Origin of the sequence: Mycobacterium sp. SMC-16 (assembly GCF_046250085.1) — a bacterium.
Taxonomy (GTDB): Bacteria; Actinomycetota; Actinomycetes; order Mycobacteriales; family Mycobacteriaceae; genus Mycobacterium; species Mycobacterium phocaicum.
Genome location: NZ_CP176427.1, coordinates 2,360,245 through 2,385,082, shown reverse-complemented (window position 1 = coordinate 2,385,082; position 24,838 = coordinate 2,360,245). Strand labels below are relative to the sequence as shown.

Here is a 24,838-nt window from a genome sequence, read left to right as displayed (position 1 = left end):
GCCGCTCACGGCATTACAGGAAGCTGCGAATCCGCTCGCCGGTCTCCGACGTCGACAGTTTGGCGTCGCCACGCGTCGAAAGGTGCTCGGCGACAGCCTTGTCCACGCGGGCCGCGGCGTCGGTCTCACCGAGGTGCGTGAGCAGCAGCGCCACACTCATGATGGCCGCGGTCGGGTCGGCGAGACCCTGACCCGCGATGTCGGGCGCGCTGCCGTGCACCGGCTCGAACATCGACGGGTTGGTGCCCGTCGCATCGATGTTGCCCGACGCTGCCAGGCCGATGCCGCCGGAGACGGCCGCGGCCAGGTCGGTGATGATGTCGCCGAACAGGTTGTCGGTGACGATCACGTCGAAGCGGCCCGGATCGGTGACCATGTGGATGGTCGCGGCATCGATGTGCTGGTAAGCGGTCTCGACGTCCGGGTACTCGGTGGCGACCTCGTCGACCGTGCGCTTCCACAGCGAGCCGGCGAACGCCAGCACGTTGTTCTTGTGCACCAGGGTCAGGTGCTTACGCCGCGTCCGGGCCTTCTCGAATGCGTAGCGGACGACCCGCTCCACACCGAAGCGCGTGTTGGTGGACACCTCGGTGGCCACCTCGTGCGGGGTGCCGACGCGGATGGCGCCACCGGTGCCGGTGTACGGACCCTCGGTGCCCTCGCGGACGACGACGAAATCGATGTCCGGGTTGCCGGCCAGCGGGCTGTCGACACCGGCGAACAGCCGCGACGGCCGCAGGTTCACGTGGTGATCCAGCGCGAACCGCATGGTCAGCAGCAGACCGCGCTCGAGCACGCCGCTGGGCACCGACGGATCGCCGATGGCGCCCAACAGGATCGCGTCGTGTGTCTTGAGCTCGTCGACCATGCCGTCGGGCAAGGTCTCGCCGGTCTCGTGGTAGCGCTTGGCGCCGACGTTGTACTCGGTGCGCTCGACGCCCGGCAGTACGACGTCGAGAACCTTCAGCGCCTCGCCGATGACCTCGGGGCCGATGCCGTCACCGGCAATGACGGCGAGCTTCACGACAGATCCACCAGTTCCAGCGTGGTCGCGCCGACGGCCTCGCCGATCGCGCCGAGCACGTCGGCCGGCACCTCGCGGTCCAGGCGCAGCATGATCGTCGCTCCCGAACCGTCGGCGTCCTGCGACAGCTGGGCCGCCAAGATGTTGACCTCAGCCGCACCGAGCAGGGTGCCGATCTTGCCCAGGGCGCCCGGCTGGTCGCCGTAGTTGAGGATCAGGTTGATGCCCTCGGCGCGCAGGTCCAGGTTGCGGCCGTTGATCTGGACGATCTTCTCGACCAGCTGCGGGCCGCTCAAGGTGCCCGACACGTTGACGACCGAGCCGTCGGCGGCCACGGCGCGCACGTCGACGACGCTGCGGTGGTTGGGGCTCTCGGTCTCGCTGGTGAGGACGGCCTCGACGCCACGCTCGGCGGCCAGCGCCGGCGCGTTGACGAACGTCACCTGGTCCTCGATGACGGCCGAGAACAGGCCGCGCATCGCCGAAAGCTTCAGAATCTCAACGTCTTCCGACGCCAGCTCGCCGAGCACCTCGACGTTCAGCGAGGCCGGGAGCGCCGGTGCCAGGGCACCGACCAGCAGGCCCAGCTTGCGCACCAGGTCGAGCCACGGCGCGACCTCTTCGCCGACGACACCGCCGCCGACGTTGACGGCGTCCGGCACGAACTCGCCGGCCAGCGCCAGCTTCACGCTCGCGGCGACGTCGGTGCCGGCGCGGTCCTGGGCCTCTTCGGTGGAGGCGCCGAGGTGCGGCGTTACGACGACCTGCGGCAGCTCGAACAGCGGGCTGTCGGTGCAGGGCTCGGTGGCGAACACGTCGAGGCCGGCGCCACGGACGTGGCCACTGGTGATCGCGTCGGCCAGGGCCTGCTCGTCGATCAGGCCACCGCGGGCGGCGTTGACGATGATGACGCCCGGCTTGGTCTTGGCCAGCGCTTCCTTGTTGATCAGGCCGGCGGTTTCCTTGGTCTTGGGCAGGTGCACCGAGATGAAATCAGCGCGGCCCAAAAGCTCATCGAGGCTCAGCAGCTCGATACCGAGCTGGGCGGCACGGGCCTGCGAGACATAGGGGTCGTAGGCGACGATGTGCGCGCCGAACGCGGCGAGGCGCTGCGCGACGAGCTGGCCGATGCGGCCCATGCCCACGACGCCGACGGTCTTGCCGAAGATCTCGGTGCCCGAGAACTTGGAGCGCTTCCAGGTGTGCTCGCGCAGGGTGGCGTCGGCGGCCGGAATCTGGCGGGCCGTCGAGAGCAGCAGCGCCAGGGCGTGCTCGGCGGCGCTGTGGATGTTCGAGGTCGGGGCGTTGACGACCAGCACGCCACGCGCGGTGGCGGCGTCGACGTCCACGTTGTCCAGGCCGACGCCGGCGCGGGCGACGATCTTGAGCTTGGGTGCCGCGGCCAGCACCTCGGCGTCCACCGTGGTGGCCGAGCGCACCAGAAGGGCGTCGGCGTCCGGCACGGCGGCCAGCAGCTTTTCGCGGTCGGGTCCGTCGACCCAACGGACCTCTACCTGGTCGCCGAGGGCGGCGACGGTCGATTCGGCGAGTTTGTCAGCGATGAGTACGACAGGAAGGCTCACGCGCACAGACTAGTGGGCGGCATGGCCGCGCTACCAATCGCGGTTGCCTTGAGCTGCGTTGTCAGCGGCCGTCACTACCATCGACGTGGTGGACGTCACCGTCGTCGGTAGTGGACCGAATGGCCTGGCCGCGGCCGTCATCTGCGCACGAGCGGGGCTGTCGGTCCGGGTCATCGAAGGTCAGCCGACACCCGGCGGCGGCGCGCGCAGCGCCCCCGACCCGGAATATCCAGGCGTTTTGCACGACGTCTGCTCGGCGGTACACCCGCTGGGGGTCGTGTCGCCGTTCTTCGCGGAGTTCGACCTCGCGGCCCGCGGGGTACAGATGGTGACGCCGGAGATCTCGTACGCCAATCCCCTGCCTTCCGGCGGAGCCGCCATCGCCTATCGCTCGCTGGACCGCACGTGCGCGGAGCTCGAACACGGCTCGTCGTGGCGCCGGCTGCTGGGCCCGCTGGTCGAGCACGTCGACGGCGTCCTCGGGTTCTTCCTCGGCGACAAGCGGTCGCTGCCGCCGGACCTGCCCAGCACCGTGCGTGCCGGACTGCGTGTGCTGGCCCAGGGCAGTCCCGCGTGGCACCTGCTGCGCGGGGACGACGCCCAGGCGCTCTTCACCGGCGTCGGCACCCACGCCATCCACCCCATGCCGTCGCCCGTCAACAGTGGAGCGGGCATCATGCTCAGCACCGTCGCGCACACGGCGGGCTGGCCTGTGCCCGTCGGCGGCACCCAGACGATCACCGATGCGCTCATCGCCGATCTGCGCGCGCACGGCGGCGAGCTCGTCACCGGCTCCCCCGTGACGAGCCCGCCCGGCGGCGTGGTCATCTATGACACCTCGCCGACCGCACTGCTCGACATCTACGGACCGGCGGTTCCCAGCCGCTACGCAAAAGCGTTGCGCCGCTACAAGTTCGGTCCCGGCGTGTGCAAGATCGACTTCGTGCTGTCCGGTGAAATCCCCTGGCGTGACCCGCGAATGGCGTCGTCGCCCACCGTCCACCTCGGCGGCACCCGGGCCCAGATGGCACACGCCGAGCGCGAGATCTGGCACGGCCGCCATGCCGAGCACCCGATGACCCTGGCCGCGCTGCCGCACCTCGCAGATCCGTCACGCATCGACGCCCAGGGCCGTCGGCCGCTGTGGACCTACTGTCATGTGCCGGCCGGCTCGACCGTCGACCAGACCGACACCGTCATCGCGTTGTTCGAAGACGCCGCACCGGGTTTCCGCGATCTGGTGCTGGCGGCGCGCGCGGTGCCGGCCGCCGAGATGTCACGGCACAACGCCAACTACGTCGACGGCGACATCATCGTCGGCGGCGCGACGCTCAAGGCCGCGATGATCGGGCCGACGCTGCGGGCCAACCCCTGGACCACACCCATCCCCAAGGCGTATGTCTGCTCGTCGGCCACCCCGCCGGGCACCGGCGTGCACGGCATGGCCGGTCTGTACGCCGCGCGTACCGTACTGCGTCGTGAATTCGGGGTGAAGACGCTGCCGTCGCTCGCGCCATAGTGTTGGCTTGGCGCATGGCCAAGCTTTCTGTGATCTATTACTCCGCGACCGGGCACGGCAGCTCCATGGCGCAACGGGTCGCGAGCACCGCGGAATCGTGCGGCGCCGAGGTGCGGCTGCGGCCCGTCGCCGAGACCGCCACTCCCGAGTCCTTCGCGCACAACCCGGCCTGGACCGCGAATTACGAAGCGACCAAAGACCTTCCGGCCGCCACGGGCGACGACATCGTCTGGGCCGACGCGGTGATCTTCGGCTCGCCGACCCGCTTCGGCTCGGTCGCGTCGCAGCTGCGGGGGTTCCTCGATTCCCTCGGCGGCCTGTGGTCGAAGGGCGTACTGGCGGACAAGGTGTACGCCGGTTACACCTCCACCAACACCGCACACGGCGGCCAGGAGACGACGCTGCTGTCGCTCTACATCACGCTGATGCACTGGGGCGGCATCATCGTGCCGCCCGGCTACACCGACCCACTCAAGTTCGCCGACGGCAACCCCTACGGCGTGAGCCTGCTGGCCAATCACGACAACATCCGCCAGTTCGACGACAACACCTACGCGGCACTCGATCACCTGGCGCGGCGGGTCGTCACGGTCGCGGACCGGCTGGGCGGGTAAAAATTTGGCGTCGGGGCGGCCCAGCCACCCGACTTACGGTTGATGGGTGACGTTCGTAGGCACCGCCCGTCTGGTGGGCGCGGTACCCAATGACCGATGGTTCGCCGTCGGCGATCTGGAGCTCTACCAGATGCGCCCGCCGTTGTGCGGGTACCACGTGATCGCGGCCGAGCGGAGCATGTGGGCCATGCGCGCGCAGGCCATCTACCCGGACGGCCGCATCGAACCGCCCGAGCCCGATGATCCCGTGTCCACCGACTTCTACGGGGTGGCCGGCGAGGGCCTCGACATCGACCGGTCCGTGAAGCTGCCGGGCAGCGCCGACGGCCGCAACGTCGCCCGCGCCCTGGCCGGCATCGGTTACACCCTCTACTGAAAAGCCGAAAGGCCAGTCACCGCACGCTTTTTCGTAGCGTGCGACAACTGGCCTGTCGGCGGTTGAAACTAGGCGGTCTCGGTGATCGGCCGGTCGACCCAGCTCATCAGGTCGCGCAGCTTCTTGCCGGTGACCTCGATCGGGTGCTCGGCGTTGGCCTTGCGCAGACCCTCGAGCTCCTTGTTGCCGCCCTCGACGTTGGCGACGAGGCGCTTGACGAAGGTGCCGTCCTGGATGTCCTTCAGGATGGCGCGCATGCGCTCCTTGGTGTCGGCGTCGATGACGCGCGGGCCCGACAGGTAGCCACCGAACTCAGCGGTGTCGGACACCGAGTAGTTCATGCGGGCGATGCCACCCTCGTACATCAGGTCGACGATCAGCTTGAGCTCGTGCAGCACCTCGAAGTAGGCCATCTCCGGGGCGTAGCCGGCCTCGACCATGACCTCGAAACCGGTCTTGACCAGTTCCTCAGTACCACCACAGAGAACGGCCTGCTCACCGAACAGGTCGGTCTCGGTCTCTTCCTTGAAGGTGGTCTTGATGACGCCGGCGCGGGTGCCGCCGATGCCCTTGGCGTAGGACAGCGCCAGCGCCTGGCCCTCGCCCTTGGGGTCCTGGTCGATGGCGATCAGGGCCGGGACGCCCTTGCCGTCGACGAACTGGCGACGCACCAGGTGGCCGGGGCCCTTCGGGGCGACCATGCCGATGGTGACGTTGGCCGGGGGCTTGATCAGGCCGAAGTGGATGTTGAGGCCGTGGCCGAAGAACAGCGCGTTGCCGTCTTCCAGGTTCGGCTCGATGTCGTTGGTGAAGATCTCGGCCTGCGCGGTGTCGGGCGCCAGCAGCATGATGACGTCGGCCCACTTGGCGACCTCGGCCGGGGTGTCGACCTCGAGGCCCTGCTCGGTGACCTTCTCGCGGGACTTCGAGCCCTCCTTCAGGCCGACCTTGACCTGCACACCCGAGTCGCGCAGCGAAAGCGAATGCGCGTGTCCCTGGCTGCCGTAGCCGATGACGCCGACCTTGCGCCCCTGGATGATCGACAGGTCCGCGTCGTCGTCATAGAACATCTCAACTGCCACTTGCTTTTCCTTACCCTTGTTTCTGTTGTTCGAAGTTTTAGTTCGGGGTCCAGCTCGGTTACTTGGCCGCGCCGATGCCGCGCGGGCCGCGCGCCAGCGAGACCACACCGGACTGCACCAGCTCGCGAATACCATACGGCTCCAGCACTCGCAGCAATGCGTCGAGCTTCTCCTGGGTGCCGGTGGCCTCCACGGTCAGCGATTCGGTCGACACGTCGACGACCTTGGCGCGGAACAGGTTGACGGCCTCGATCACCTGGCCACGGGTGGTGGCGTCGGCCCGCACCTTGATCAGCGCCAGCTCGCGGGAGACGGAGTTGTCCGGCTCCTGCTCGACGATCTTGATGACGTTGATCAGCTTGTTGAGCTGCTTGGTGATCTGCTCCAGCGGCAGCTGCTCTTCGACCGAGACGACGATGGTCATCCGGGACATGTTCTTCTGCTCGGTGGCGCCGACCGCGAGCGACTGGATGTTGAAGCCACGCCGCGAGAACAGTGCCGCCACGCGGGCGAGCACACCGGGGGTGTCCTCGACGAGGACCGAGAGTGTGTGAGTGGTCGACATGGCGCTTACACCTGATCCTCGTTGTCGAACAGCGGACGGATATCGCGCGCCGCCATGATCTCGTCATTGCTGGTGCCGGCGGCGACCATCGGCCACACCTGGGCGTCGGCGCCGACGATGAAGTCGATGACGACGGGGCGGTCGTTGATCTCGCGGGCCTGCCGGATGACGTCCTCGACGTCCTCGGCACGCTCGCAGCGCAGACCGACGCAACCCAGCGCCTCGGCCAGCATCACGAAGTCGGGGATGCGGTGCGAGTGCGTCGACAGGTTGGTCTGGCTGTAGCGCTCGTCGTAGAACAGCGTCTGCCACTGGCGCACCATGCCCAGGTTGCCGTTGTTGATCAGCGCAACCTTGATCGGCGCACCCTCGAGGGCGCAGGTGGCCAGCTCCTGGTTGGTCATCTGGAAGCAGCCGTCACCGTCGATGGCCCACACCTCGGCCTCCGGGCGGGCGAATTTGGCGCCCATCGCGGCCGGGATGGAGAAGCCCATGGTGCCGAGGCCACCCGAGTTCAGCCAGGTCTTCGGGTTCTCGTACTTGATGAACTGTGCGGCCCACATCTGGTGCTGACCGACGCCCGCGACGTACAGCGCGTCCGGTCCGGCGATCTGCCCCAGCTTCTCGATGACGTACTCCGGCGAGAGGCTGCCGTCGCTCTGCGGGCCGTAGCTCAGCGGGTACGTCTCCTTGACGCCGTTGAGGTACGTCCACCAGTCGGCCAGGTCCAGCGTGTCGGCGGCGACACCGTCACGACGCAGCGCCCCGAGCAGGTCGACGATGACGTTCTTGATGTCACCCACGATCGGCACGTCGGCGTGCCGGTTCTTGCCGATCTCGGCGGGGTCGATGTCGGCGTGGATCACCTTGGCGTCGGGTGCGAACGACGACAGCTGGCCGGTGACCCGGTCGTCGAAGCGGGTGCCGAGGGCGATCAGCAGGTCGCTCTTCTGGAGCGCGGCCACGGCGGAGACCGTGCCGTGCATGCCCGGCATGCCCATGTGCTGCGGGTGGCTGTCGGGGAACGCGCCACGCGCCATCAGGGTGGTCACGACGGGAATGCCGGTCAGCTCGGCGAGTTCCAGCAGCTCGGCCGACGCCTCACCGCGGATGACGCCGCCACCGACGTACAGCACCGGCTTGCGCGACGCGGCGATCAGCTTGGCTGCCTCACGGATCTGGCGGCTGTGCGGCTTGGTGTTCGGCTTGTAGCCGGGCAGGTCGATGACCGGCGGCCAGCTGAAGGTGCACTGACCCTGCAGCACATCCTTCGGGATGTCGACAAGGACAGCGCCGGGACGGCCGGAGGCGGCGATGTGGAAAGCCTCGGCGATCACCTTGGCGATGTCGTCACCGTTGCGGACCAGGAAGTTGTGCTTCGTGATCGGCATGGTGATGCCGGAGATGTCGGCTTCCTGGAAGGCGTCGGTGCCGATCAGCCCGCGGCCGACCTGGCCGGTGATCGCGACGACCGGGATCGAGTCCATCTGCGCGTCGGCCAGCGGCGTGACCAGGTTGGTGGCGCCGGGACCCGAGGTGGCCATCATCACGCCGACCTTGCCGGTGGCGTGCGCGTAGCCCGACGCGGCGTGGCCGGCGCCCTGCTCGTGCCGCACGAGGACGTGGCGCACCTTCTTCGAGTCGAACAGCGGGTCGTAGACCGGCAGCACGGCACCACCGGGGATGCCGAAGATGGTGTCGACGTCGAGTTCCTCGAGCGACCGGACGACGGCCTGGGCACCGGTCATCTGTTGCGGGGCAACGGCCTTGGAAGAACCGTTCACCGTGCCGCTGGGGCCGCCCGCTCCGTTGGGCTGCGGCGTCGACTCTGGCGGTCGCGTGGTGGGTGCGCTCACTCTTGTCCTCTTGATCGTGTTGCGGTTTTGGCGTTCCCGGGCAAACAAAAAACCCCCGTCAGCGTCTGCTGCTGTACGAGGGTTGCGCGTCGATGCTTGTAGTCGGCTTAGTCAGCCTGGTCACGCACCAACGCGCCCAGTTACTACAAGCAATGCCGAGGTCTGCATAACGGTGACGGTAGTCCTCGCGGCGCGCGCAGGTCAAATCAGTTCCGTTGCCGGACACACCCGGCAACCGGCCGACCCGCCGCCTGGGAAGATGAATGGCGTGAGCCGCCGAACCGCTTCGACCGCACCCCAGCCCGTCGTGATCAAGATCCCGGGGGTCGCCCATCTGGCGGTGGGGTTCTTCGCCATCGGTCTGCTGGCTCTGGTGTTCGCCGGCCCGGCCTGGTGCGCGGTGCTGCTCGTCATCCCGATCGTGTTGTCGGCGATGGTGATTCGCTACCGCACCGTGGCGGACAAGAAGGGCGTCACGGCGCGGTCGCTGCTCGGCAGCCGGACGGTGACGTGGCAGGACATCAAGGGACTGCGGTTCGACCGCTCCAAGTGGGCCAAGGCCGAATTGACCGACGGCACCGACCTGCGCCTGCCCGGTGTGACGTTCGCGTCACTGCCGGTGCTGACCGCCGCCAGCGGCGGCGTCGTGCCCAATCCGTACAACGAGTGAGCCGGCGCCGCGGTCGAGCAGGCTCAGTGCAGCGGGTTTGATCCGTTCAGCAGCAGCCACGCGCCGACGCCCGCGCCGATGCCGAGCAACAGGCACAGGATCGACCCGATGAAGGGCCGGCGGGCCCAGCCGCGTCCGGCGTCGAAGCCGTAGAGACCCGGCCCCGTCAGGGTCAGCGCCGCGGCGAGCACGATCATGGTCACCAGGTACTCGTGGCCCTCGGGCAGGAAATACGGGAAGTAGCCGTGCACGGGTTGTGCGGCCACCTCCACGGCGAGCGCGTTGAGCAGGTAGCCCACCGCGACCGCGGCGGCGACCGGGGTGAACAACCCCAGCACCAGCAGGACACCGGCGCCGATCTGCGCCCCGGTGGCGAGATAGGTCAGTATCCCCGCGTGCTGGAAGCCGGCGGCGGCCAGCGCGTGCTCGTACCCGTTCAGGCCCTGGCCGCCCCACCAGCCGAATGCCTTCTGCAGTCCGTGGACCACCAGCCAGGCGCCGAGGCCGACACGCAGCACCATGAGTCCCAGGTCCTGGGTGCCGCGGCGCTTGGCGACGCGTACCCGGGCGTCGGTCTCGGGGTCGGGCTCGATCTCGGCGGGCCCCAACGCATCGGAGGCCTGCTCCGCACGCCGCTCCCGGGGTTGCACGTACGGCAGCGGCTCGGGTTCGTGCATGAGATCGAATGCCATCGAGGACGGCGTCGACGACGCGGGCGTCACCTCGGTCGCCTCGTCGGACGACGCGTTGTCGAACCGCGGGATGGCAGTGGTCGCGGCGGTCTCACCGCCCTCTGCGCCGCCACTGCCGCGGTAGGTCGTGATGGGCAGGTCGTCTTCTGGATCGACCAGGCGTGCCGACGCGGGCCTGGCGGCCGACTCGTCGGGCCGTCGCCATGCGCGCGAGTCATGGGAAGTACTGGTCATAGTTGCCAGGGTAAGTGCAACTGCACTGCTGACCGTGGATTTAAGCGGTGGTTTGACCGGCTTGTTCACGGGATTTGCCCGGCCCGGCGCGCGGCCCCGACGTGGCGAGCATCCTCGAACAGTCCGTAACCTGGCGGGCATGACATTGCGGCGGTCGACGCAGACTGCGCTGACGAGGCCCCGACACCGGCCTGAGCGTTCCGGCTCTGCACCCGCTCGACGGGTCCTGGCGTTGTGCGCCATCGCTTTGCTGGCGCTGCCCAGCTGCGCCCGTTTCGATTCGGCGGCGTCCGAGCCGTTCACCATCGAGCCCGACCTCGGCGGGGCGCCCAGCTCGCCGCCACCGCCTCCGCCGCCGCTGCCGCCGAACCCGTTCCCCAAGGCGTGCCCGGCGCCGGCCGTGCTGCAGGGCTGCCTGGAGAGCACCAGCGGCCTGATCATGGGTGGCGACAGCAAGTCGGCGATCGTCGCCGAACGCGTCACCGGCGCCGTCAAGAACATCTCGACGACGGCGGAACCCAAGGTCAAGACCGTGATCCCGGTCGATGCCTCCGGTGACGGCGGGCTCATGGACATCGTGCTGTCGCCGAGCTACCAACAGGACCGGCTGATGTACGCCTACATCACCACGCCGACCGACAACCGGGTGGTCCGCATCGCCGACGGCGACGTGCCCAAGCCGATCCTGACCGGGATTCCCAAGGGCCCCACAGGCAACACCGGAGCGCTGATCTTCAGCAGCCCGACGACCCTCGTGGTGCTCACCGGGGACGCCGGAAACCCCGCGGCCGCAGCCGATCCGGCTTCGCTGGCGGGCAAACTGCTGCGCATCGAGCAGCCGACGACGGTGGGCCAGGCGCCCCCGACCACCGCGCTGTCGGGCATGGGCTCCGGCGGCGGGCTGTGCATCGACGGTGCCAGCGGCTCGTTGTACGTCACCGACCGAACGCCGACCGGCGACCGGCTGCAGCGGATCACCAAGGACTCCAAGGTGTCGACGGTGTGGAGCTGGCCCGACCGGCCCGGTGTCGCGGGCTGTGTGGCGACCGACGACACCGTCATGGTCAACCTCGTCAACACCAAGAAGACGGTGGCCGTCCGGCTGTCGAAGGAGACCGGCGCGGTCACGGGTGACCCCGAGGCCCTCCGCACCGACACCCACGGCCACGTCTTCGCGCTGAAGCTCTCCCCCGACGGCAATGTCTGGGGCGCCACGGTGAACAAGACGGCCGGCGACGTCGAGAAGTTCGACGACGTCGTGTTCCCGCTGTTCCCGCAGGGCGGATTCCCGCGTAGCACGGACGACAAGACGTAATTTGGCGCCCGACGTGAGGGTCGCTCGATGATGCGCGCATGCCCGGCCGACTTCGCTCGACTGGCCGGCTACCTGGGGTTTTCCTGCGACGACGAGTCCTGGGTCAAACTGCGCAACCCCCTGACCCTGGCCCACTGGACCATGCCGGTCGTCGAGTTGCTGATGCTGGTCGGCGCGGCACTCGCCCTGGCCTACGCGCTGCGGCGGGTTCGGCGCGACCCGACCGGGATCGCCATCTGGCTCGCGTCGCTGGTCTACGCGCTGGCGACCGAACTCCCCCGGCATCCACCGGACATCTTCGCCGGCACCCGGCTCGGGGTGATGCTGGTGCACAACGTGTTCAGCGTCGATTTCGTCGACGGACGGCTACCGCTGTACATCGTGGCGCTGTACCCGGCGACCATCACCCTGGCTTATGACATCGTCCGCGCCACCGGCGTTTTCGAACGGCGCGGCGCGGCCGTCGGCGCCATCTGCGTCGGCTTCGTGCACGGCTGCGTCTACGGCGTGTTCGACCATCTCGGCCCGCAGCTGCGCTGGTGGGTCTGGAACACCGCGAACCCCCTGAATCACCCGACGCTCGGCTGCGTGCCGGTGAGCAGCTGGATCAGCCTGGCGGTGGTCGGGCCCGCGGCGGTCGCCTTCCTGGTGCATGTCCTGGTCGGGCGCCGCGTGGCCGCGGGCACACCCCCGAGTGCGTTGTCGCTGGCCTGGCGCATACCGGTCATCAGCGTGCTGGCACCGGTCCTCATGGGGCTGCTCAGCCTGCCCACGCTGCTCTCCGCCCACCACAGCGCGACGCAATACGTGGTCCTCGGCGTGGAGTTGGCGATATTCACCTTCGTGGCGGTGCCGGTCCTCATTCAGGACTGGCGGATCACCCGCCGGGTCGGCACGCAGCACCCGAGTTCGTACGTGCGGGTGTTCGGAGTGCTGTACCTGCTCACCTTCACGGTGCTCTGGCTGGCCGCGCTGCCCGACTTCGCCGGCGCCATCGACGGCGTCACCGGCGCGGGCACCCCGACCGGCAATCTGCCCTGCGCCGCGGTGTGTTTCGTGATCGCGGGCTACTGCGTCGCGGGCGTGTCGTCACTCAAGCCGACGACCGCACCCGCGCCGCAGGAAGTGTTGCGCTAGCTGCAGGCCGCGATCACCAGTTCGCGCACACGTGCCGCGTCGGCCTGACCCTTGGTCGCCTTCATCACCGCGCCGACGATCGCACCCGCGGCCTGGACCTTGCCACCACGGATCTTGTCGGCGATGTCCGGCTGCGCCGCCAGCGCCTCGTCGATGGCCGCCTGGATGAGCGAATCATCGCGCACCACAACCAGTCCGCGGTCGTTCATGACCTGCTCGGGCTCACCCTCGCCGGCCAGCACGCCCTCGACGACCTGACGGGCCAGCTTGTTGGACAGCTTGCCGTCGTCGACCAGCTTGACCACCGCGGCGACCTGGGCCGGCGTGATGGCCAGCTCGTCGAGTGTCACTTCGCTCTCGTTGGCCTTCTGGGTCAGGAAGTTGCCCCACCAGGCGCGCGCCGCCTCACTGGACGCGCCGTGCTCGACGGTCGCGGCCACCAGCTCGACCGCACCGGCGTTGACGAGGTCGCGCATGACCTCGTCAGAGATGCCCCAGTCGTCCTGAATCCGCTTGCGCACCAACCACGGAAGCTCGGGGATGGTGCCGCGCAGCCGCTCCACCAGCTCGTCCGACGGCGCGATGGGCTCAAGGTCCGGCTCCGGGAAGTAGCGGTAATCCTCGGCGGTTTCCTTGCTGCGCCCGGACGTGGTGTGGCCGTCCTCGTGGAAGTGCCGGGTCTCCTGCGTGATGGTGCCGCCGGACTGCAGCACGGCGGCCTGCCGGCGCATCTCGTAGCGGACCGCCACCTCGACGCTCTTGAGCGAGTTGACGTTCTTGGTCTCGGTGCGGGTGCCGAACTCCGCGGCGCCCTTGAGCTTGAGCGAGACGTTCGAGTCGCAGCGCATCGAGCCCTGGTCCATGCGGACATCGGAAACGTCCAAGCCGCGCAACAGGTCCCGCAGCGCAGTGACGTAGGCGCGGGCGATCTCCGGGGCGCGTTCGCCCGCGCCCTCGATGGGCTTGGTCACGATCTCGACGAGCGGCACCCCGGCGCGGTTGAAGTCGGCCAGCGAGGTGGTGGCGCCCGAGATGCGCCCGGTGTCGCTACCCAGGTGGGTCAGCTTGCCGGTGTCCTCCTCCATGTGGGCGCGCTCGATCTCGACGCGCCAGGTGCTGCCGTCCTCCAGCGGGACGTCCAGGTAGCCGTTGACGGCGATGGGCTCGTCGTACTGGCTGATCTGGTAGTTCTTCGGCTGGTCCGGGTAGAAGTAGTTCTTCCGGGCGAACCGGCCCCACGGCGCGATGTCGCAGTTCAGCGCCAGCCCGATCCGGATCGCGGACTCCACGGCCGCTTCGTTGACCACCGGCAGCGCGCCGGGCAGGCCGAGGCACACCGGGCACACCAGCGTGTTCGGCTCGGCACCGAACCGGTTCGCACAACCACAGAACATCTTGGTCTCGGTGGACAGCTCGACATGGACTTCCATGCCCATGACGGGCTCGTACGTCGCGAGGACGTCGTCGTAGTCGAGAAGGTCTGCGTCAGCCATGCGCCTGATCCTAGTTGCCGTTCACCGGCCATTTCCCCGGCCCGGTTAGTCTCCGCGGATGCTCGCACGCATCGGCGCCCTGCTGACCACCTTCGCGCTGACGGCGCTGCCCGTCGCCTCGGCCGATTCCGACGCTTTCGACCTGCAGGCGCACCGCGGCGGACGCGGCGAGACCACCGAGGAATCGCTGCGCGCGTTCACCAAGGCCATCGAACTCGGCGTCACCACACTGGAACTCGACATCGTCCTCGCCAAGGACGGCGCGCCCATGGTGTGGCACGACCCGGCCATCCAGCCCGACAAGTGCGCCGACACCGGCCCTGCCTTCCCCGGTGACCCGCAATACCCCTATGTCGGCAAGCTCGTGCACGACCTCACCCGTGCGCAGCTGCACACCCTGGATTGCGGCAAGCGACTCAGCGGCTTCCCGGACGCCGAGGTCGTGAGCGACAACAAGATCGCCACCCTGGACCAGGTCTTCGCGCTCGCCGACGCGCATCACGCCGCCGTCCGGTACAACATCGAGACCAAGATCGAAGCCGACAAGCCCGAAACCTCTGCCACACCACAACAATTCGTCGCTGTCATCCTCGGCGCCGTGCGGGCCGCAGGCAAGGTCGACAAAGTCGAGATCCAGAGTTTCGACTGGCGCACCCTGCCACTGGTCCGGCAGCAGGAGCCCGGTATCCCACTGGTGGCACTGTGGGACGAGACGACGTGGGTGCCGAACTCGGCCTGGACGGCCGACGTGAACCCGGCGGTGGTCACCGACCCGGTCGCGGGAGCGGCGTCGGTCGGCGCGAACATCCTGTCTCCCGGCTACTCGGTGCCCTACGGGCTCACCCCGAAGGATCCGGGGTTCGCGCTGGTCACCGACCGGGCGTTCATCGACCGGGCACATGCGCGTGGGCTCAAGGTGATTCCGTGGACGATCAATGACGCCGACACCATGCGGGCGCAGATCGCGGCCGGCGCCGACGGCATCATCACCGACTACCCGAGCCGGCTGCGCGCGGTCGAGGCCGAACTCGGCCTGCCGCTGCCGAAGGCCTACCGCTAGCCGAAGAACTCCGCGGCGTCGTCGTAACGGCTCTGCGGCACGAGCTTCAATTGCCGCACCGCGTCGGCCAACGGCACCCGGCCGATCTCCTGGCCCTGCAACGACACCATCATCCCGTACTCCCCCGCGTGTGCGGCGTCGGCGGCATTGATCCCGAACCGGGTGGCCAACACTCGGTCATGGGGCGTCGGCGTGCCGCCGCGCTGCACGTGACCGAGCACGGTGGTGCGCACTTCCTTGCGGATCCGCTTCTCGATCTCGATGGCCAGCTGCTGCGCGACGCCGGTGAATCGCACATGCCCGAATTCGTCAATTCCGCCGTCGCGCAACTGCATTGACCCCTCGGCCGGTCGCGCGCCTTCGGCGACGACGCAGATGAAATGCGAATCACCGCGCACGAAGCGCTGTTTCACCAGCCGGCACACCTCTTCGACGTCGAACGGCTGTTCCGGGATCAGGGTCATGTGGGCGCCGGCCGCCATGCCGGCGCCGAGCGCGATCCAGCCCGCGTGCCGTCCCATCACCTCGACGAGCATCACCCGCTGGTGCGATTCGGCCGTACTGTGCAGCCGGTCGATGGCCTCGGTGGCGATCATCAGCGCCGTGTCGTGGCCGAAAGTGACGTCGGTGCAATCGATGTCGTTGTCGATGGTCTTGGGCACGCCCACGACGGGGACGTTCTCTTCGGCCAGCCAGTGCGCCGCGGTCAGCGTGCCCTCGCCGCCGATCGGGATCAGCACGTCGATGCCGTTGTCCTCGAGTGTCTGCTTGATCTGGTCCAGCCCGGCCCGCAGCTTGTCGGGGTTGACGCGCGCGGTGCCCAGCATGGTGCCGCCCTTGGCCAGTAGCCGGTCGTTGCGGTCGTCGTTCTTGAGCTGCTCGCGGCGATTCTCGAGCAGGCCACGCCAGCCGTCCCGGAACCCGACGACCGTCGAGCCGTACCGGGCATCGCAGGTGCGGACCACCGCCCGGATCACCGCATTCAGGCCAGGACAGTCACCGCCACCGGTCAGCACACCTATCCGCATGACCCCATACTGCCCGCTCGCGGGTTCTCGTTCTTGTCGAACGAGCGGCCGACTGCCGCTAGACGGCGGTCGGCAGTGCGCCGCGCGCGGCTTCGTAGGCCGCGCCGACGCGGTACAGCCGGTCGTCGGCCAGGGCCGGCGCCATGATCTGCAGCCCGACCGGCAGGTTGTCGTCCGGCGACAGGCCCGACGGCACCGACATGCCACAGTGGCCGGCCAGGTTCAGCGGCAGCGTGCACAGGTCGAACAGGTACATCGCCAGCGGATCGTCGACCTTCTCGCCCAGCCCGAAAGCGGTGGTCGGGGTCGTCGGGGTGACGAGCACGTCGACCTTCTCGTACGCCTGGTCCAGGTCGCGGGCGATCAGGGTGCGCACGCGCTGCGCCTGGTTGTAGTAGGCGTCGTAGTAGCCCGACGACAGGGCGTAGGTGCCGATCATGATGCGGCGCTTGACTTCCGGACCGAAGCCGGCGGCGCGGGTCAGCGCCATGACCTCTTCGGCGCTGTGGGTGCCGTCGTCGCCGACCCGCAGGCCGTAGCGCATCGCGTCGAAGCGCGCGAGGTTCGAGGACACCTCGGACGGCAGGATCAGGTAGTAGGCCGCCAGCGAGTAGTCGAAGTGCGGGCAGTCGACCTCGGTGATCTCGGCGCCGAGCTCGGTCAGCTGGTCCACCGCGGTGTTGAACGACGACAGCACGCCGGGCTGGTAGCCCTCGCCGGTGTGCAGCTGCTTGACCACACCGATCCGGACGCCCTTCAGGTCACCGGTGGCGCCGGCGCGGGCCGCACCCACGACGTCGGGCACAGCAGCGTCGACCGAGGTGGAATCGCGCGGGTCGTGGCCGGCGATCACCTGGTGCAACAGCGCGGTGTCGAGCACCGTTCGGGCGCATGGCCCGCCCTGGTCCAGCGACGACGCGCAGGCGATCAGGCCGTACCGCGAGACGGTGCCGTAGGTGGGCTTGACGCCGACCGTCGCGGTCAGCGCGGCGGGCTGACGGATCGAGCCACCGGTGTCGGTGCCGATCGCCAGCGGGGCCTGGAACGCCGCGAGCGCGGCGGCGCTACCGCCACCGGAACCACCCGGAACCCGGTTGACGTCCCAGGGGTTGCGGGTCGGGCCGTAGGCCGAGTTCTCGGTGGACGACCCCATGGCGAACTCGTCCATGTTGGTCTTGCCGAGGATCGGGATGCCGGCCGCGCGCAGCCGTGCGGTCACCGTCGCGTCGTACGGCGACCGCCAGCCCTCCAGGATCTTCGAGCCGGCCGTCGTCGGCGCGTCAGTGGTGGTGAAAACGTCCTTGAGCGCCAACGGAACTCCGGCGAGCGGCGATGCCAGCGGCTCACCGGCTGCCACCTGCTTGTCGACGGCGGCGGCAGCGGCCAGCGCCTCCTGGGCGCCCACGTGCAGGAAGGCGTGGTAGGTCTCGTCGGTGGCGGCGATCTGGTCCAGGTGCGCCTGGGTGACCTCGGTGGCCGACACGTCGCCGGCGGCGATCTTCTCGCCCAGCGTGGCCGCGTCAAGTCGAATTACGTCGCTCATACCCACTACTCCGATTCACCCAGAATTCGCGGCACGGCGAACCGGCCCTCCTCGGCCCGCGGGGCCTCCGCCAGCGCCTGATCCTGCGCCAGGCTGGGCGCCTCGACGTCGGGCCGGGTGATGTTGACCTCTTTGAGCGGATTGCCGGTCGCCTCGATACCGGTGACGTCGACGGCCTGAATCTTGCCGACGTGCGCCAGGATGGCATCGAGCTGGCCTGCGAAACTGTCCAGCTCACCCTCGGTCAGGGCGAGCCGGGCCAGATTCGCCAGATGGGCGACATCGTCCCGGGAAATCTTCGACACGTCTAAACACCCTAGTGGGAGGCAGCGCGGGCGCAGCCACGGGGAATGTATTCGTGACACGCGCCGCACCTGCCCGTCCTGCCATGGCCACGCCGCTGTGCCACAGTTGTCGCGTGTCCTCCTATCTGCTGCGGGTTCAGCTCGAAGACCGCCCCGGTAGCCTCGGCTCCCTCGCGGTGGCTCTCGGCTCGGTGGGCGCCGACATCCTGTCGCTCGACGTCGTCGAGCGCGGTCCGGGTTACGCCGTCGACGACCTGGTGGTCGAGCTGCCGCTCGGGTCCATGCCCGATGCCCTGATCACCGCCGCGGAGGCCCTCAAGGGCGTGTACGTGGACAGCATTCGGCCCCACACCGGGCTGCTCGAAGCCCATCGCGAACTGGAATTGATCGACCATGTGGCGGCCGCCAAGGGCAAGGCCGCGCGGCTCCAGACACTTGCCGACGAGGCACCGCGCGTGCTGCGGGTCGGGTGGTGCGTCGTCGTGGCCGGCGGCAAGGACGGTGTGCTGCCCCACCGCATCACCGGCAGCCCGGGTGCGCCCGAGACGCTCGCCGACTCCGCGCCGTGGCTGCCGCTGGAGCACGCCGCCGCCCTGGACGCCACCGGCGATTGGGTACCGCAGTTCTGGCGGGACATCGACACCACCCTGGCCGCCGCACCGTTGGGCGACCCCCACACCGCGATCATGCTGGGCCGCCCCGGCGGGCCGGCCTTCCGCCCGTCGGAGGTCGCGCGGCTCGGATACCTCGCCGGCATCGTCGCGACCATCGTGCGCTGACCGTCTCGTTCACAGCCACTTCACCTGCGCGAATGCGGTTGCGGAAGCGCCGAGACTGCTAGCGTGAGCCCACATCTCACTGGAGGGCACACGTGAGCACTTTCCTGATCGTCGTCGGCGTCCTGCTCATGATCGCCGCGATCGTCGTCGTGGTGCTCGCCTTCACCCGGGCCAAGAAGCCCGCAACCACCGGCGCCCGCCAGGACCCGCTGAAGTCCGGTGAGATGCCGGTCTTCGGACCCAAGCAGCTCGGCCCCGGCGCGATCGTCAGCTACGGCGGCGTCGACTACGTGGTGCGCGGCTCGGTGACCTATCGCGAAGGGCCGTTCATCTGGTGGGAACACCTGCTGGAAGGCGGTCAGGGCGAACCGATCTGGTTCAGCGTCGAAGAGGACGAGGGACGGCTCGAGCTGGCGTTCTGGACCAAGCGACCCGACCTGGCGCTGCAGCCCATCGGTCCGCTCACCATCGACGGGGTGCAGTACGACGAGGTCGAGACCGGTGACGCCCAGTACACCTCCGAGGGCACGACGGGCCTGCCCGAGCACGGCCAGATGAACTACGTCGACTACGCCGGCCCCGGCCGCGCCGCCCTGCTGAGTTTCGAGCAGTGGTCGCCGAACTCGCCGTGGGAGGTGTCGACCGGCAAGGTCATGTCGCCCGGTGAGCTCACGGTGTATCCCGCTCCCCCCGCCGGCTCGTAGGTCGGTGCCATGACCCGGGGCAAGATGCTGATTCTCGCCGGGGTGCTCGCGGTCGCGTCGGTGATCTGCCTGGCGATCGGCATCAGCACCGCCCGCACCATCGAGTCATTCGTCAAAGACAACTATCAGAACGTCGGCTACAACACCTACCGGTGCGACGGGTCGCCGAGCGACGTGGCCGACGACCTCGCCGAGGCCCATCGACCTGAGGCGCGCGCCACCGATCGCGGCAACTACTACCTGCGGTACAGCGACTCCATCGCCATCGTGGGTGCGGGCTCTGGGCAGGCGTGCACCGTCCGGCTGGAGAGCCTCAACTCGGGTTACAACCACGGCAGCTACTTCTTCCTTGGCCCGGGTTTCAGCCCGGGTTCGCCGTCGCACAGTTCCGGCGGCAGCTCGGGCGGACCGGGCGGCGTCAAGTGACCACATCAATTCCGAGGAGACTCCGATGAATCTGGCCGCCATCGACTTCGGCACCGTCCACACCGACGCGATCATCCAGAACGTGGTCGGCTCGGTGCTGTACTTCCTGGTGGGGGTGCTGGTGCTGGCCGCCGGCTTCGTCATGGTCGACGTGCTGACCCCGGGCAATCTGCGCCGACAGGTCTTCGTCGAGCGGCGGCCCAACGCGGTGGCGGTCACCGCGGCGATGGACGTCTCGCTGGCCGCCATCATCATCACCGCGATTCACGCCAGCTCCGACCGCCTCGGGCAGGGGCTGATCGACACGCTGATCTACGGGCTGATCGGCGTCGCGCTGCAGGGCCTGGCCCTCGTGGCGGTGGAGTTGTTGGCGCCCGGCCACTTCCGCAATGACATCAACGCCGAAGAGTTCCACCCCGCGGCGCTGTCCGTCGCGGTGGTGCTGTTGGCCGTCGGCGGTATCAACGCCGCCGCCCTCACCTGATGGTCACCGAGGCACCCGGGGCCCCGGCTGCCCCCGTCGTCGGAACCCGTTGGCGCGCGCTGCTTCTGGCGGCCGTCGCGGCATGCGCAGCGTGCGGCATCGTCTATGAGCTTGCACTGCTGACACTCTCGACAAGCCTCAACGGCGGCGGCGTCGTGTCGACGTCGCTGATCGTCGCGGGCTACGTGGCGGCCCTCGGCGTGGGTGGGCTGTTGGCCAAAGCGCTGCTGGCGCGTGCGGCCATCAGTTTCATCGCGGTGGAGACGGCGCTGGGTGTGGTGGGTGGCCTGTCCGCAACGGTGCTCTACGTGACGTTCGCGTTCCTTGGCGACTCCGATTGGGTGCTCGGCGTCGCGACGGCGCTCATCGGCGGGCTGGTCGGCGCGGAAGTGCCACTGCTGATGACGCTGCTGCAGCGTGGCCGCGTGGCCGGGGCCACCGACGCCGGCCGGGTGCTGGCCAACCTCAATGCCGCCGACTATCTGGGCGCGCTGCTGGGCGGCCTGGCGTGGCCGTTCCTGGTGTTGCCGTATCTGGGCATGATCCGCGGCGCGGCGGCCACCGGAATGATCAATTTGGCTGCCGCAGCGGTGGTTTCGGTGTTTCTGCTGCGCCGCATCCTGACCCGGCGGGAATTCGTCGCCGCGCTGAGCGCCCTGGTGCTGGCGTTCGCGGTACTGGCGACACTGATGGCGTCCGCCGACGGTATCGAGACGACGTCCCGGCAGCGGTTGTACGCCGACCCGATCGTGGCCTACCAGCATTCGTCCTATCAGGAGATCGTGGTGACCCGCCGCGGCGACGACACCCGGCTGTATCTCGATGGCGGACTGCAGTTCTCGACGCGCGACGAGTACCGCTACACCGAATCTCTGGTGTACCCGGCGCTGGGTGCGGGCGCGCGGTCGGTGCTGGTGATCGGCGGCGGTGACGGCCTGGCGGCGCGGGAACTGTTGCACCAGAAGGGCATCGACCGAATCGTGCAGGTCGAGCTCGATCCGGCGGTGGTGGCGGTGGCACGAACCAAGCTGCGTGACGCCAACGCCGGCGCGCTCGATGATCCCCGAATCCGGCTGATCCTCGATGACGCCATGATGTGGCTGCGGGTGCCGCATCCGGACGTCGTACCGCCGGGTGGATTCGACGCGGTCATCGTCGACCTGCCCGACCCCGACAACCCGGTGCTCGGCCGGCTGTACTCCACCGAGTTCTACAGCCTCATCGCCCGGGTGCTGGCGCCCCAGGGCCTGCTGGTGGTGCAGTCCGGCAGCCCCTATTCGACGCCGGTCGCGTTCTGGCGCACGGTCTCCACCATCGCGTCGGCGGGGCTGGCGGTGACGCCGTACCACGTCGAGGTGCCGACGTTCGGCGACTGGGGTTTCACGCTGGCCCGTCGTGGTCCCCTGCGGCCGGCGCCGATGGTGCCCAAAGACGCTCCGCCACTGCGGTTCCTGACTCAGCGGGTGCTCGACGCTGCCACGGTGTTCGCGCCCGACACGGCGCCGCAGCACCTGCCGCCGTCGACGCTGGAGCACCCGTTGATCGTCGATGACATGCGGCGCGGTTACCGGTAACGCACCGAGCCGACGAGAACGGCGGTCAGCACCGCACTGACCGCATGACGTGCCAAGCCCAGTCCGCTGGCCGCACTCGCGTTGGTCAGCAGGAACGCCACCGCGGCACCCAGTGGCCGCGTCAGCACGAACACGCCCCAGAAACCCGCCGTCGTCGCCCCGCCGAGCCGACGGCACGCCAACACGACCGCGGCGACGGCGACGGCCCACAGCAGGAGCTGCAGCACCGGGTACGCCAAGATGGGGCGCGGCGTCAGGTGGGTCAGTGCAGTGCCGATGCCGAAGGCCACCAACGCAATTGCCCAGAACCAGCCTTCGGAGCGGCGGCTGTCGACAGCGATCAGCGAGGCGATTCCCATCGTGGCATGGCCGGCCGCGACCAGCCCCGCCCCACCGATGAGGCACACGACGGCGATCGCCGCGTACCCCAAGCCCAGCGCGACGTGCAGCCCGTTCGCAATCTCGGTCCCGACGGCACTGGCGGCCAGCATGGCGGACCAGAACGCCCACGGCCGCAATCGGTCACCGCGCAGCTGAACCACCAGCGCTGTTGCCAACGCGGCGACGAGGAGCGTCGTCGCGATCCACCGGCCCAGGTGGTCGTACAGGTAATCCGGCCAGAACACCGATGCCGCGGTGATCAATGTCTTGCTCACCCAGAATCGCGTGGTGATTTCCGGGATTCTGCGGGACACCGGCGCCGCCATCGAGCTCAGAGCGCGTCCGGCCCCTCCGCCAGCAACCGCCGGAAGCCGTCTTCGTCGAGAATCGGCACGCCGAGCTCAACGGCCTTGTCGTACTTGGATCCTGGCGCGTCGCCGGCCACCACGTAGGCCGTCTTCTTCGAGACCGAACCCGCGGCCTTGCCGCCGCGGACCAGGATCGCCTCCTTGGCCTCGTCCCTCGAGAACCCCGTCAGCGAGCCCGTCACCACGATCGACAGGCCCTCCAGGTTCCGCTCGATGCTTGCGTCGCGTTCGTCGGCCATCCGCACGCCCGCGGCCCGCCACTTGTCGACGATGGCGCGGTGCCAGTCGACGGTGAACCAGTCGATCACGGCGGCGGCGATGGTGGGCCCGACGCCCTCGACGGCCGCCAGCCGCTCCTCGGACGCTTCGGTGATCGCTTGCAGATCACCGAATTCCGCGGCCAGCGCCCGGGCCGCCGTCGGGCCGACGTGCCGGATGGACAGCGCCACCAGAACGCGCCACAGCGGCTGCTGCTTGGCCTTGCCGAGGTTGGCCAGCAGCCTGGCGCCGTTGGCCGAGAGCTCACCCTTCTGGGTCTTGAACAGGTTGGTGCGCAACAACTCGTCGGCCGTGAGCTCGAAGATGTCGCCCTCATCGGTGATGACGCCGGCGGCCAGCAGCGCGGTGGCCGCCTCGTAGCCGAGGCCCTCGATATCGAAGGCACCCCGACCCGCGACGTGGAACACCCGCTCGCGCAGCTGCGCGGGGCACGACCGGGTGTTGGGGCAACGGATGTCGGCGTCACCCTCCTTCGACGGCGCCAGCGTGCTGCCACACTCCGGACATGTTGCGGGCATGACGAATTCGCGTTCGGTACCGTCCCGCAGATCGACGACCGGGCCGAGCACCTCGGGGATGACGTCGCCGGCCTTGCGGATCACCACGGTGTCGCCGATCAGCACGCCCTTGCGCTTCACCTCGGTGGCGTTGTGCAGCGTCGCGAGCCCGACGGTCGATCCCGCCACCGTGACGGGTTCCATGTACGCGAACGGGGTGACGCGGCCGGTGCGGCCCACGCTGACCCGGATGTCGAGCAACTTGGTGGTGACTTCTTCGGGCGGGTACTTGTAGGCGATGGCCCACCGCGGCGCCCGGCTGGTGGCGCCCAGGCGGCGCTGCAGGGTGCGGTCGTCCAATTTGACCACCAGACCGTCGATCTCGTGATCGACGTCGTGGCGGTGCTCGCCCCAGTACGCGACGCGTTCGGCAACCGCCGCGATGCCGGTGACGCGGGTGGTGTGGTCGGACACCGGCAGGCCCCAAGCCTTGAGTGCGCGGTAGGCGTCGTGCAGCGATGCGGGCTCGAAGCCTTCGGTGAGGCCCAGGCCATGGCAGATCATGTGCAGCCGGCGACGCGCGGTGACGGCCGGATTCTTCTGCCGCAACGACCCGGCGGCGCTGTTGCGCGGATTGGCGAACGGCGCCTTGCCCTCCTCGACGAGGCTGGCGTTGAGCGCCGCGAAATCCTCGACGCGGAAGTACACCTCGCCGCGGACCTCCAGCACCGCCGGCACCGGGAATTCGTCGGTGCCGGTCAGCTGCTCGGGGACGTCGGTGATGGTGCGGGCGTTGAGCGTGACGTCCTCACCGGTACGGCCGTCGCCGCGCGTCGCGCCACGGACCAGCTTGCCGTCGCGGTAGACCAGCGCCAGCGCGACGCCGTCGACCTTGAGTTCGCAGAGGTACTCGAGATCGCCGCCCAGCTCGTTGGACAGCCGGGCAGCCCAGGCCGTCAGCTCGTCGGTGTTGAACGCGTTGTCGAGCGACAGCATCCGCTCCAGGTGCTGCGCCTCGCCGAACTCGGTCGCGAACCCGGCACCGCCGACCAGCTGCGTCGGCGAATCCGGCGTCCGCAGCTCGGGGTACCGCTCTTCGATCTCCTGCAGTTCACCCAGCAGCTTGTCGAACTCACCGTCGGAGATGATCGGCGCGTCCTTGACGTAGTAGCGGAACTGGTGACCGCGGACCTCCTCGGCCAGTTCCTGCCATTGCCGGCGCACGTCGGGATCGGGTGAGCTCACCCGGT

24 protein-coding genes are annotated in these 24,838 nt (G+C 68.9%); 12 read left to right on the top strand and 12 right to left on the bottom strand.

The genetic code is table 11. From position 1 onward, the window contains the following. Positions 1-13 precede the first annotated feature (13 nt). Both ACJEIK_RS11505 and serA read right to left on the bottom strand, forming a co-directional pair. The gene (locus ACJEIK_RS11505; protein WP_138248762.1) at positions 14-1,024 is read right to left on the bottom strand and encodes a 3-isopropylmalate dehydrogenase; all 1,011 of its coding nucleotides are present in this window, start codon (positions 1,022-1,024) and stop codon (positions 14-16) included. Beyond that, a complete protein-coding gene (gene serA, locus ACJEIK_RS11500; RefSeq protein WP_226521549.1) occupies positions 1,021-2,607 on the bottom strand; it encodes a phosphoglycerate dehydrogenase in 1,587 nt (528 codons plus the stop codon). The genes ACJEIK_RS11505 and serA overlap by 4 nt, the downstream gene beginning before the upstream one ends. 88 nt (positions 2,608-2,695) lie before the next feature. Here serA and ACJEIK_RS11495 point away from each other — a divergent pair, with 88 nt between their 5' ends. From ACJEIK_RS11495 to ACJEIK_RS11485, 3 genes are read left to right on the top strand one after another with little or no spacing between them, the layout of a single operon-like run. Then, positions 2,696-4,126 carry a phytoene desaturase family protein gene (locus ACJEIK_RS11495; protein ID WP_409431494.1) on the top strand — a complete coding sequence of 477 codons (1,431 nt, stop codon included), beginning with the start codon at positions 2,696-2,698 and terminating at the stop codon, positions 4,124-4,126. A gap of 14 nt (positions 4,127-4,140) precedes the next feature. Beyond that, a complete protein-coding gene (gene wrbA / locus ACJEIK_RS11490; RefSeq protein WP_409431493.1) occupies positions 4,141-4,740 on the top strand; it encodes an NAD(P)H:quinone oxidoreductase in 600 nt (199 codons plus the stop codon). A 46-nt stretch (positions 4,741-4,786) separates the two neighbouring features. After that, on the top strand, positions 4,787-5,116 hold the full coding sequence (locus ACJEIK_RS11485; RefSeq protein WP_135356618.1) for a hypothetical protein: 330 nt from the start codon (positions 4,787-4,789) through the stop codon (positions 5,114-5,116). A 68-nt stretch (positions 5,117-5,184) separates the two neighbouring features. Here the strand turns inward: ACJEIK_RS11485 and ilvC are convergent, their stop codons facing one another. The 3 genes from ilvC to ACJEIK_RS11470 form a co-directional block, all read right to left on the bottom strand. Continuing rightward, positions 5,185-6,186: a ketol-acid reductoisomerase gene (gene ilvC, locus ACJEIK_RS11480; RefSeq protein WP_204158293.1), complete on the bottom strand. Its 1,002-nt coding sequence runs from the start codon at positions 6,184-6,186 to the stop codon at positions 5,185-5,187. Positions 6,187-6,256: 70 nt separating this feature from the next. Then, positions 6,257-6,763, bottom strand: a complete 507-nt coding sequence (gene ilvN / locus ACJEIK_RS11475) for an acetolactate synthase small subunit (RefSeq protein WP_061001088.1) — start codon at positions 6,761-6,763, stop codon at positions 6,257-6,259. 5 nt (positions 6,764-6,768) lie between these two features. Next, positions 6,769-8,619 (bottom strand): acetolactate synthase large subunit, encoded by a 1,851-nt coding sequence (locus ACJEIK_RS11470; RefSeq protein ID WP_409431492.1) that lies wholly within the window; start codon positions 8,617-8,619, stop codon positions 6,769-6,771. A 259-nt stretch (positions 8,620-8,878) separates the two neighbouring features. On the opposite strand from ACJEIK_RS11470, the gene ACJEIK_RS11465 reads away from it, so the two are divergent. After that, positions 8,879-9,289 carry a PH domain-containing protein gene (locus tag ACJEIK_RS11465; RefSeq protein WP_061001090.1) on the top strand — a complete coding sequence of 137 codons (411 nt, stop codon included), beginning with the start codon at positions 8,879-8,881 and terminating at the stop codon, positions 9,287-9,289. A 23-nt stretch (positions 9,290-9,312) separates the two neighbouring features. On the opposite strand, the gene ACJEIK_RS11460 is transcribed toward ACJEIK_RS11465, so the two are convergent. After that, the gene (locus tag ACJEIK_RS11460) at positions 9,313-10,215 is read right to left on the bottom strand and encodes a DoxX family protein (RefSeq protein ID WP_135356620.1); all 903 of its coding nucleotides are present in this window, start codon (positions 10,213-10,215) and stop codon (positions 9,313-9,315) included. A 139-nt stretch (positions 10,216-10,354) separates the two neighbouring features. On the opposite strand from ACJEIK_RS11460, the gene ACJEIK_RS11455 reads away from it, so the two are divergent. Continuing rightward, positions 10,355-11,530: a PQQ-dependent sugar dehydrogenase gene (locus tag ACJEIK_RS11455; RefSeq protein WP_204158292.1), complete on the top strand. Its 1,176-nt coding sequence runs from the start codon at positions 10,355-10,357 to the stop codon at positions 11,528-11,530. Between the two features lie 27 nt (positions 11,531-11,557). Further along, positions 11,558-12,667, top strand: coding sequence for a hypothetical protein (locus ACJEIK_RS11450; RefSeq protein ID WP_409431491.1), 1,110 nt, complete (start codon positions 11,558-11,560; stop codon positions 12,665-12,667). Here the strand turns inward: ACJEIK_RS11450 and gatB are convergent. Further along, positions 12,664-14,160 (bottom strand): Asp-tRNA(Asn)/Glu-tRNA(Gln) amidotransferase subunit GatB, encoded by a 1,497-nt coding sequence (gene gatB, locus ACJEIK_RS11445; protein ID WP_061001093.1) that lies wholly within the window; start codon positions 14,158-14,160, stop codon positions 12,664-12,666. The two genes, ACJEIK_RS11450 and gatB, sit on opposite strands and share 4 nt — an antisense overlap. 58 nt (positions 14,161-14,218) lie before the next feature. Between gatB and ACJEIK_RS11440 the strand changes: the two genes are divergently transcribed. Further along, positions 14,219-15,220, top strand: coding sequence for a glycerophosphodiester phosphodiesterase family protein (locus ACJEIK_RS11440; RefSeq protein WP_409431490.1), 1,002 nt, complete (start codon positions 14,219-14,221; stop codon positions 15,218-15,220). Here the strand turns inward: ACJEIK_RS11440 and ACJEIK_RS11435 are convergent. The 3 genes from ACJEIK_RS11435 to gatC are packed head-to-tail and all read right to left on the bottom strand — an operon-like array spanning position 15,217 to position 18,096. Then, complete coding sequence (locus tag ACJEIK_RS11435; RefSeq protein ID WP_029105781.1) at positions 15,217-16,248, bottom strand: ATP-dependent 6-phosphofructokinase; 1,032 nt, start codon at positions 16,246-16,248, stop codon at positions 15,217-15,219. The genes ACJEIK_RS11440 and ACJEIK_RS11435 overlap by 4 nt on opposite strands. A 58-nt stretch (positions 16,249-16,306) precedes the next feature. Next, a complete protein-coding gene (gene gatA / locus ACJEIK_RS11430) occupies positions 16,307-17,791 on the bottom strand; it encodes an Asp-tRNA(Asn)/Glu-tRNA(Gln) amidotransferase subunit GatA (protein ID WP_064857682.1) in 1,485 nt (494 codons plus the stop codon). 5 nt (positions 17,792-17,796) lie between these two features. Then, positions 17,797-18,096, bottom strand: a complete 300-nt coding sequence (gene gatC, locus ACJEIK_RS11425) for an Asp-tRNA(Asn)/Glu-tRNA(Gln) amidotransferase subunit GatC (RefSeq protein ID WP_409431489.1) — start codon at positions 18,094-18,096, stop codon at positions 17,797-17,799. Between the two features lie 113 nt (positions 18,097-18,209). Here gatC and ACJEIK_RS11420 point away from each other — a divergent pair, with 113 nt between their 5' ends. The 5 genes from ACJEIK_RS11420 to ACJEIK_RS11400 all read left to right on the top strand — a co-directional run bounded on the left by ACJEIK_RS11420 (position 18,210) and on the right by ACJEIK_RS11400 (position 22,063). Next, positions 18,210-18,875, top strand: a complete 666-nt coding sequence (locus ACJEIK_RS11420) for a hypothetical protein (protein WP_064857670.1) — start codon at positions 18,210-18,212, stop codon at positions 18,873-18,875. Positions 18,876-18,967: 92 nt separating this feature from the next. Then, positions 18,968-19,579, top strand: a complete 612-nt coding sequence (locus ACJEIK_RS11415; RefSeq protein ID WP_064857669.1) for a DUF4178 domain-containing protein — start codon at positions 18,968-18,970, stop codon at positions 19,577-19,579. Positions 19,580-19,588: 9 nt separating this feature from the next. Beyond that, on the top strand, positions 19,589-20,005 hold the full coding sequence (locus ACJEIK_RS11410) for a DUF4247 domain-containing protein (protein WP_135356623.1): 417 nt from the start codon (positions 19,589-19,591) through the stop codon (positions 20,003-20,005). Positions 20,006-20,030: 25 nt separating this feature from the next. Beyond that, positions 20,031-20,489 (top strand): DUF350 domain-containing protein, encoded by a 459-nt coding sequence (locus ACJEIK_RS11405; protein ID WP_064857667.1) that lies wholly within the window; start codon positions 20,031-20,033, stop codon positions 20,487-20,489. Continuing rightward, positions 20,489-22,063, top strand: coding sequence for a polyamine aminopropyltransferase (locus ACJEIK_RS11400; RefSeq protein WP_409431488.1), 1,575 nt, complete (start codon positions 20,489-20,491; stop codon positions 22,061-22,063). The genes ACJEIK_RS11405 and ACJEIK_RS11400 overlap by 1 nt, the downstream gene beginning before the upstream one ends. Here ACJEIK_RS11400 and ACJEIK_RS11395 read toward each other — a convergent pair. Further along, a complete protein-coding gene (locus ACJEIK_RS11395; protein WP_135356625.1) occupies positions 22,054-22,719 on the bottom strand; it encodes a hypothetical protein in 666 nt (221 codons plus the stop codon). The two genes, ACJEIK_RS11400 and ACJEIK_RS11395, sit on opposite strands and share 10 nt — an antisense overlap. Before the next feature lie 56 nt (positions 22,720-22,775). Beyond that, positions 22,776-24,833: an NAD-dependent DNA ligase LigA gene (gene ligA, locus ACJEIK_RS11390; protein WP_135356626.1), complete on the bottom strand. Its 2,058-nt coding sequence runs from the start codon at positions 24,831-24,833 to the stop codon at positions 22,776-22,778. Positions 24,834-24,838 lie beyond the last annotated feature (5 nt).

Bases quoted from the DNA above. Each gene is read 5' to 3' on its own strand.
- wrbA (WP_409431493.1), top strand. From the start codon at position 4,141: ATGGCCAAGCTTTCTGTGATCTATTACTCCGCGACCGGGCACGGCAGC.
- ilvC (WP_204158293.1), bottom strand. From the start codon at position 6,186: ATGTTCTATGACGACGACGCGGACCTGTCGATCATCCAGGGGCGCAAG.
- ilvN (WP_061001088.1), bottom strand. From the start codon at position 6,763: ATGTCGACCACTCACACACTCTCGGTCCTCGTCGAGGACACCCCCGGT.
- ACJEIK_RS11465 (WP_061001090.1), top strand. From the start codon at position 8,879: ATGAATGGCGTGAGCCGCCGAACCGCTTCGACCGCACCCCAGCCCGTC.
- ACJEIK_RS11460 (WP_135356620.1), bottom strand. From the start codon at position 10,215: ATGACCAGTACTTCCCATGACTCGCGCGCATGGCGACGGCCCGACGAG.
- ACJEIK_RS11455 (WP_204158292.1), top strand. From the start codon at position 10,355: ATGACATTGCGGCGGTCGACGCAGACTGCGCTGACGAGGCCCCGACAC.
- ACJEIK_RS11450 (WP_409431491.1), top strand. From the start codon at position 11,558: ATGATGCGCGCATGCCCGGCCGACTTCGCTCGACTGGCCGGCTACCTG.
- gatB (WP_061001093.1), bottom strand. From the start codon at position 14,160: ATGGCTGACGCAGACCTTCTCGACTACGACGACGTCCTCGCGACGTAC.
- ACJEIK_RS11440 (WP_409431490.1), top strand. From the start codon at position 14,219: ATGCTCGCACGCATCGGCGCCCTGCTGACCACCTTCGCGCTGACGGCG.
- ACJEIK_RS11435 (WP_029105781.1), bottom strand. From the start codon at position 16,248: ATGCGGATAGGTGTGCTGACCGGTGGCGGTGACTGTCCTGGCCTGAAT.
- gatA (WP_064857682.1), bottom strand. From the start codon at position 17,791: ATGAGCGACGTAATTCGACTTGACGCGGCCACGCTGGGCGAGAAGATC.
- ACJEIK_RS11410 (WP_135356623.1), top strand. From the start codon at position 19,589: ATGACCCGGGGCAAGATGCTGATTCTCGCCGGGGTGCTCGCGGTCGCG.
- ACJEIK_RS11405 (WP_064857667.1), top strand. From the start codon at position 20,031: ATGAATCTGGCCGCCATCGACTTCGGCACCGTCCACACCGACGCGATC.
- ACJEIK_RS11400 (WP_409431488.1), top strand. From the start codon at position 20,489: ATGGTCACCGAGGCACCCGGGGCCCCGGCTGCCCCCGTCGTCGGAACC.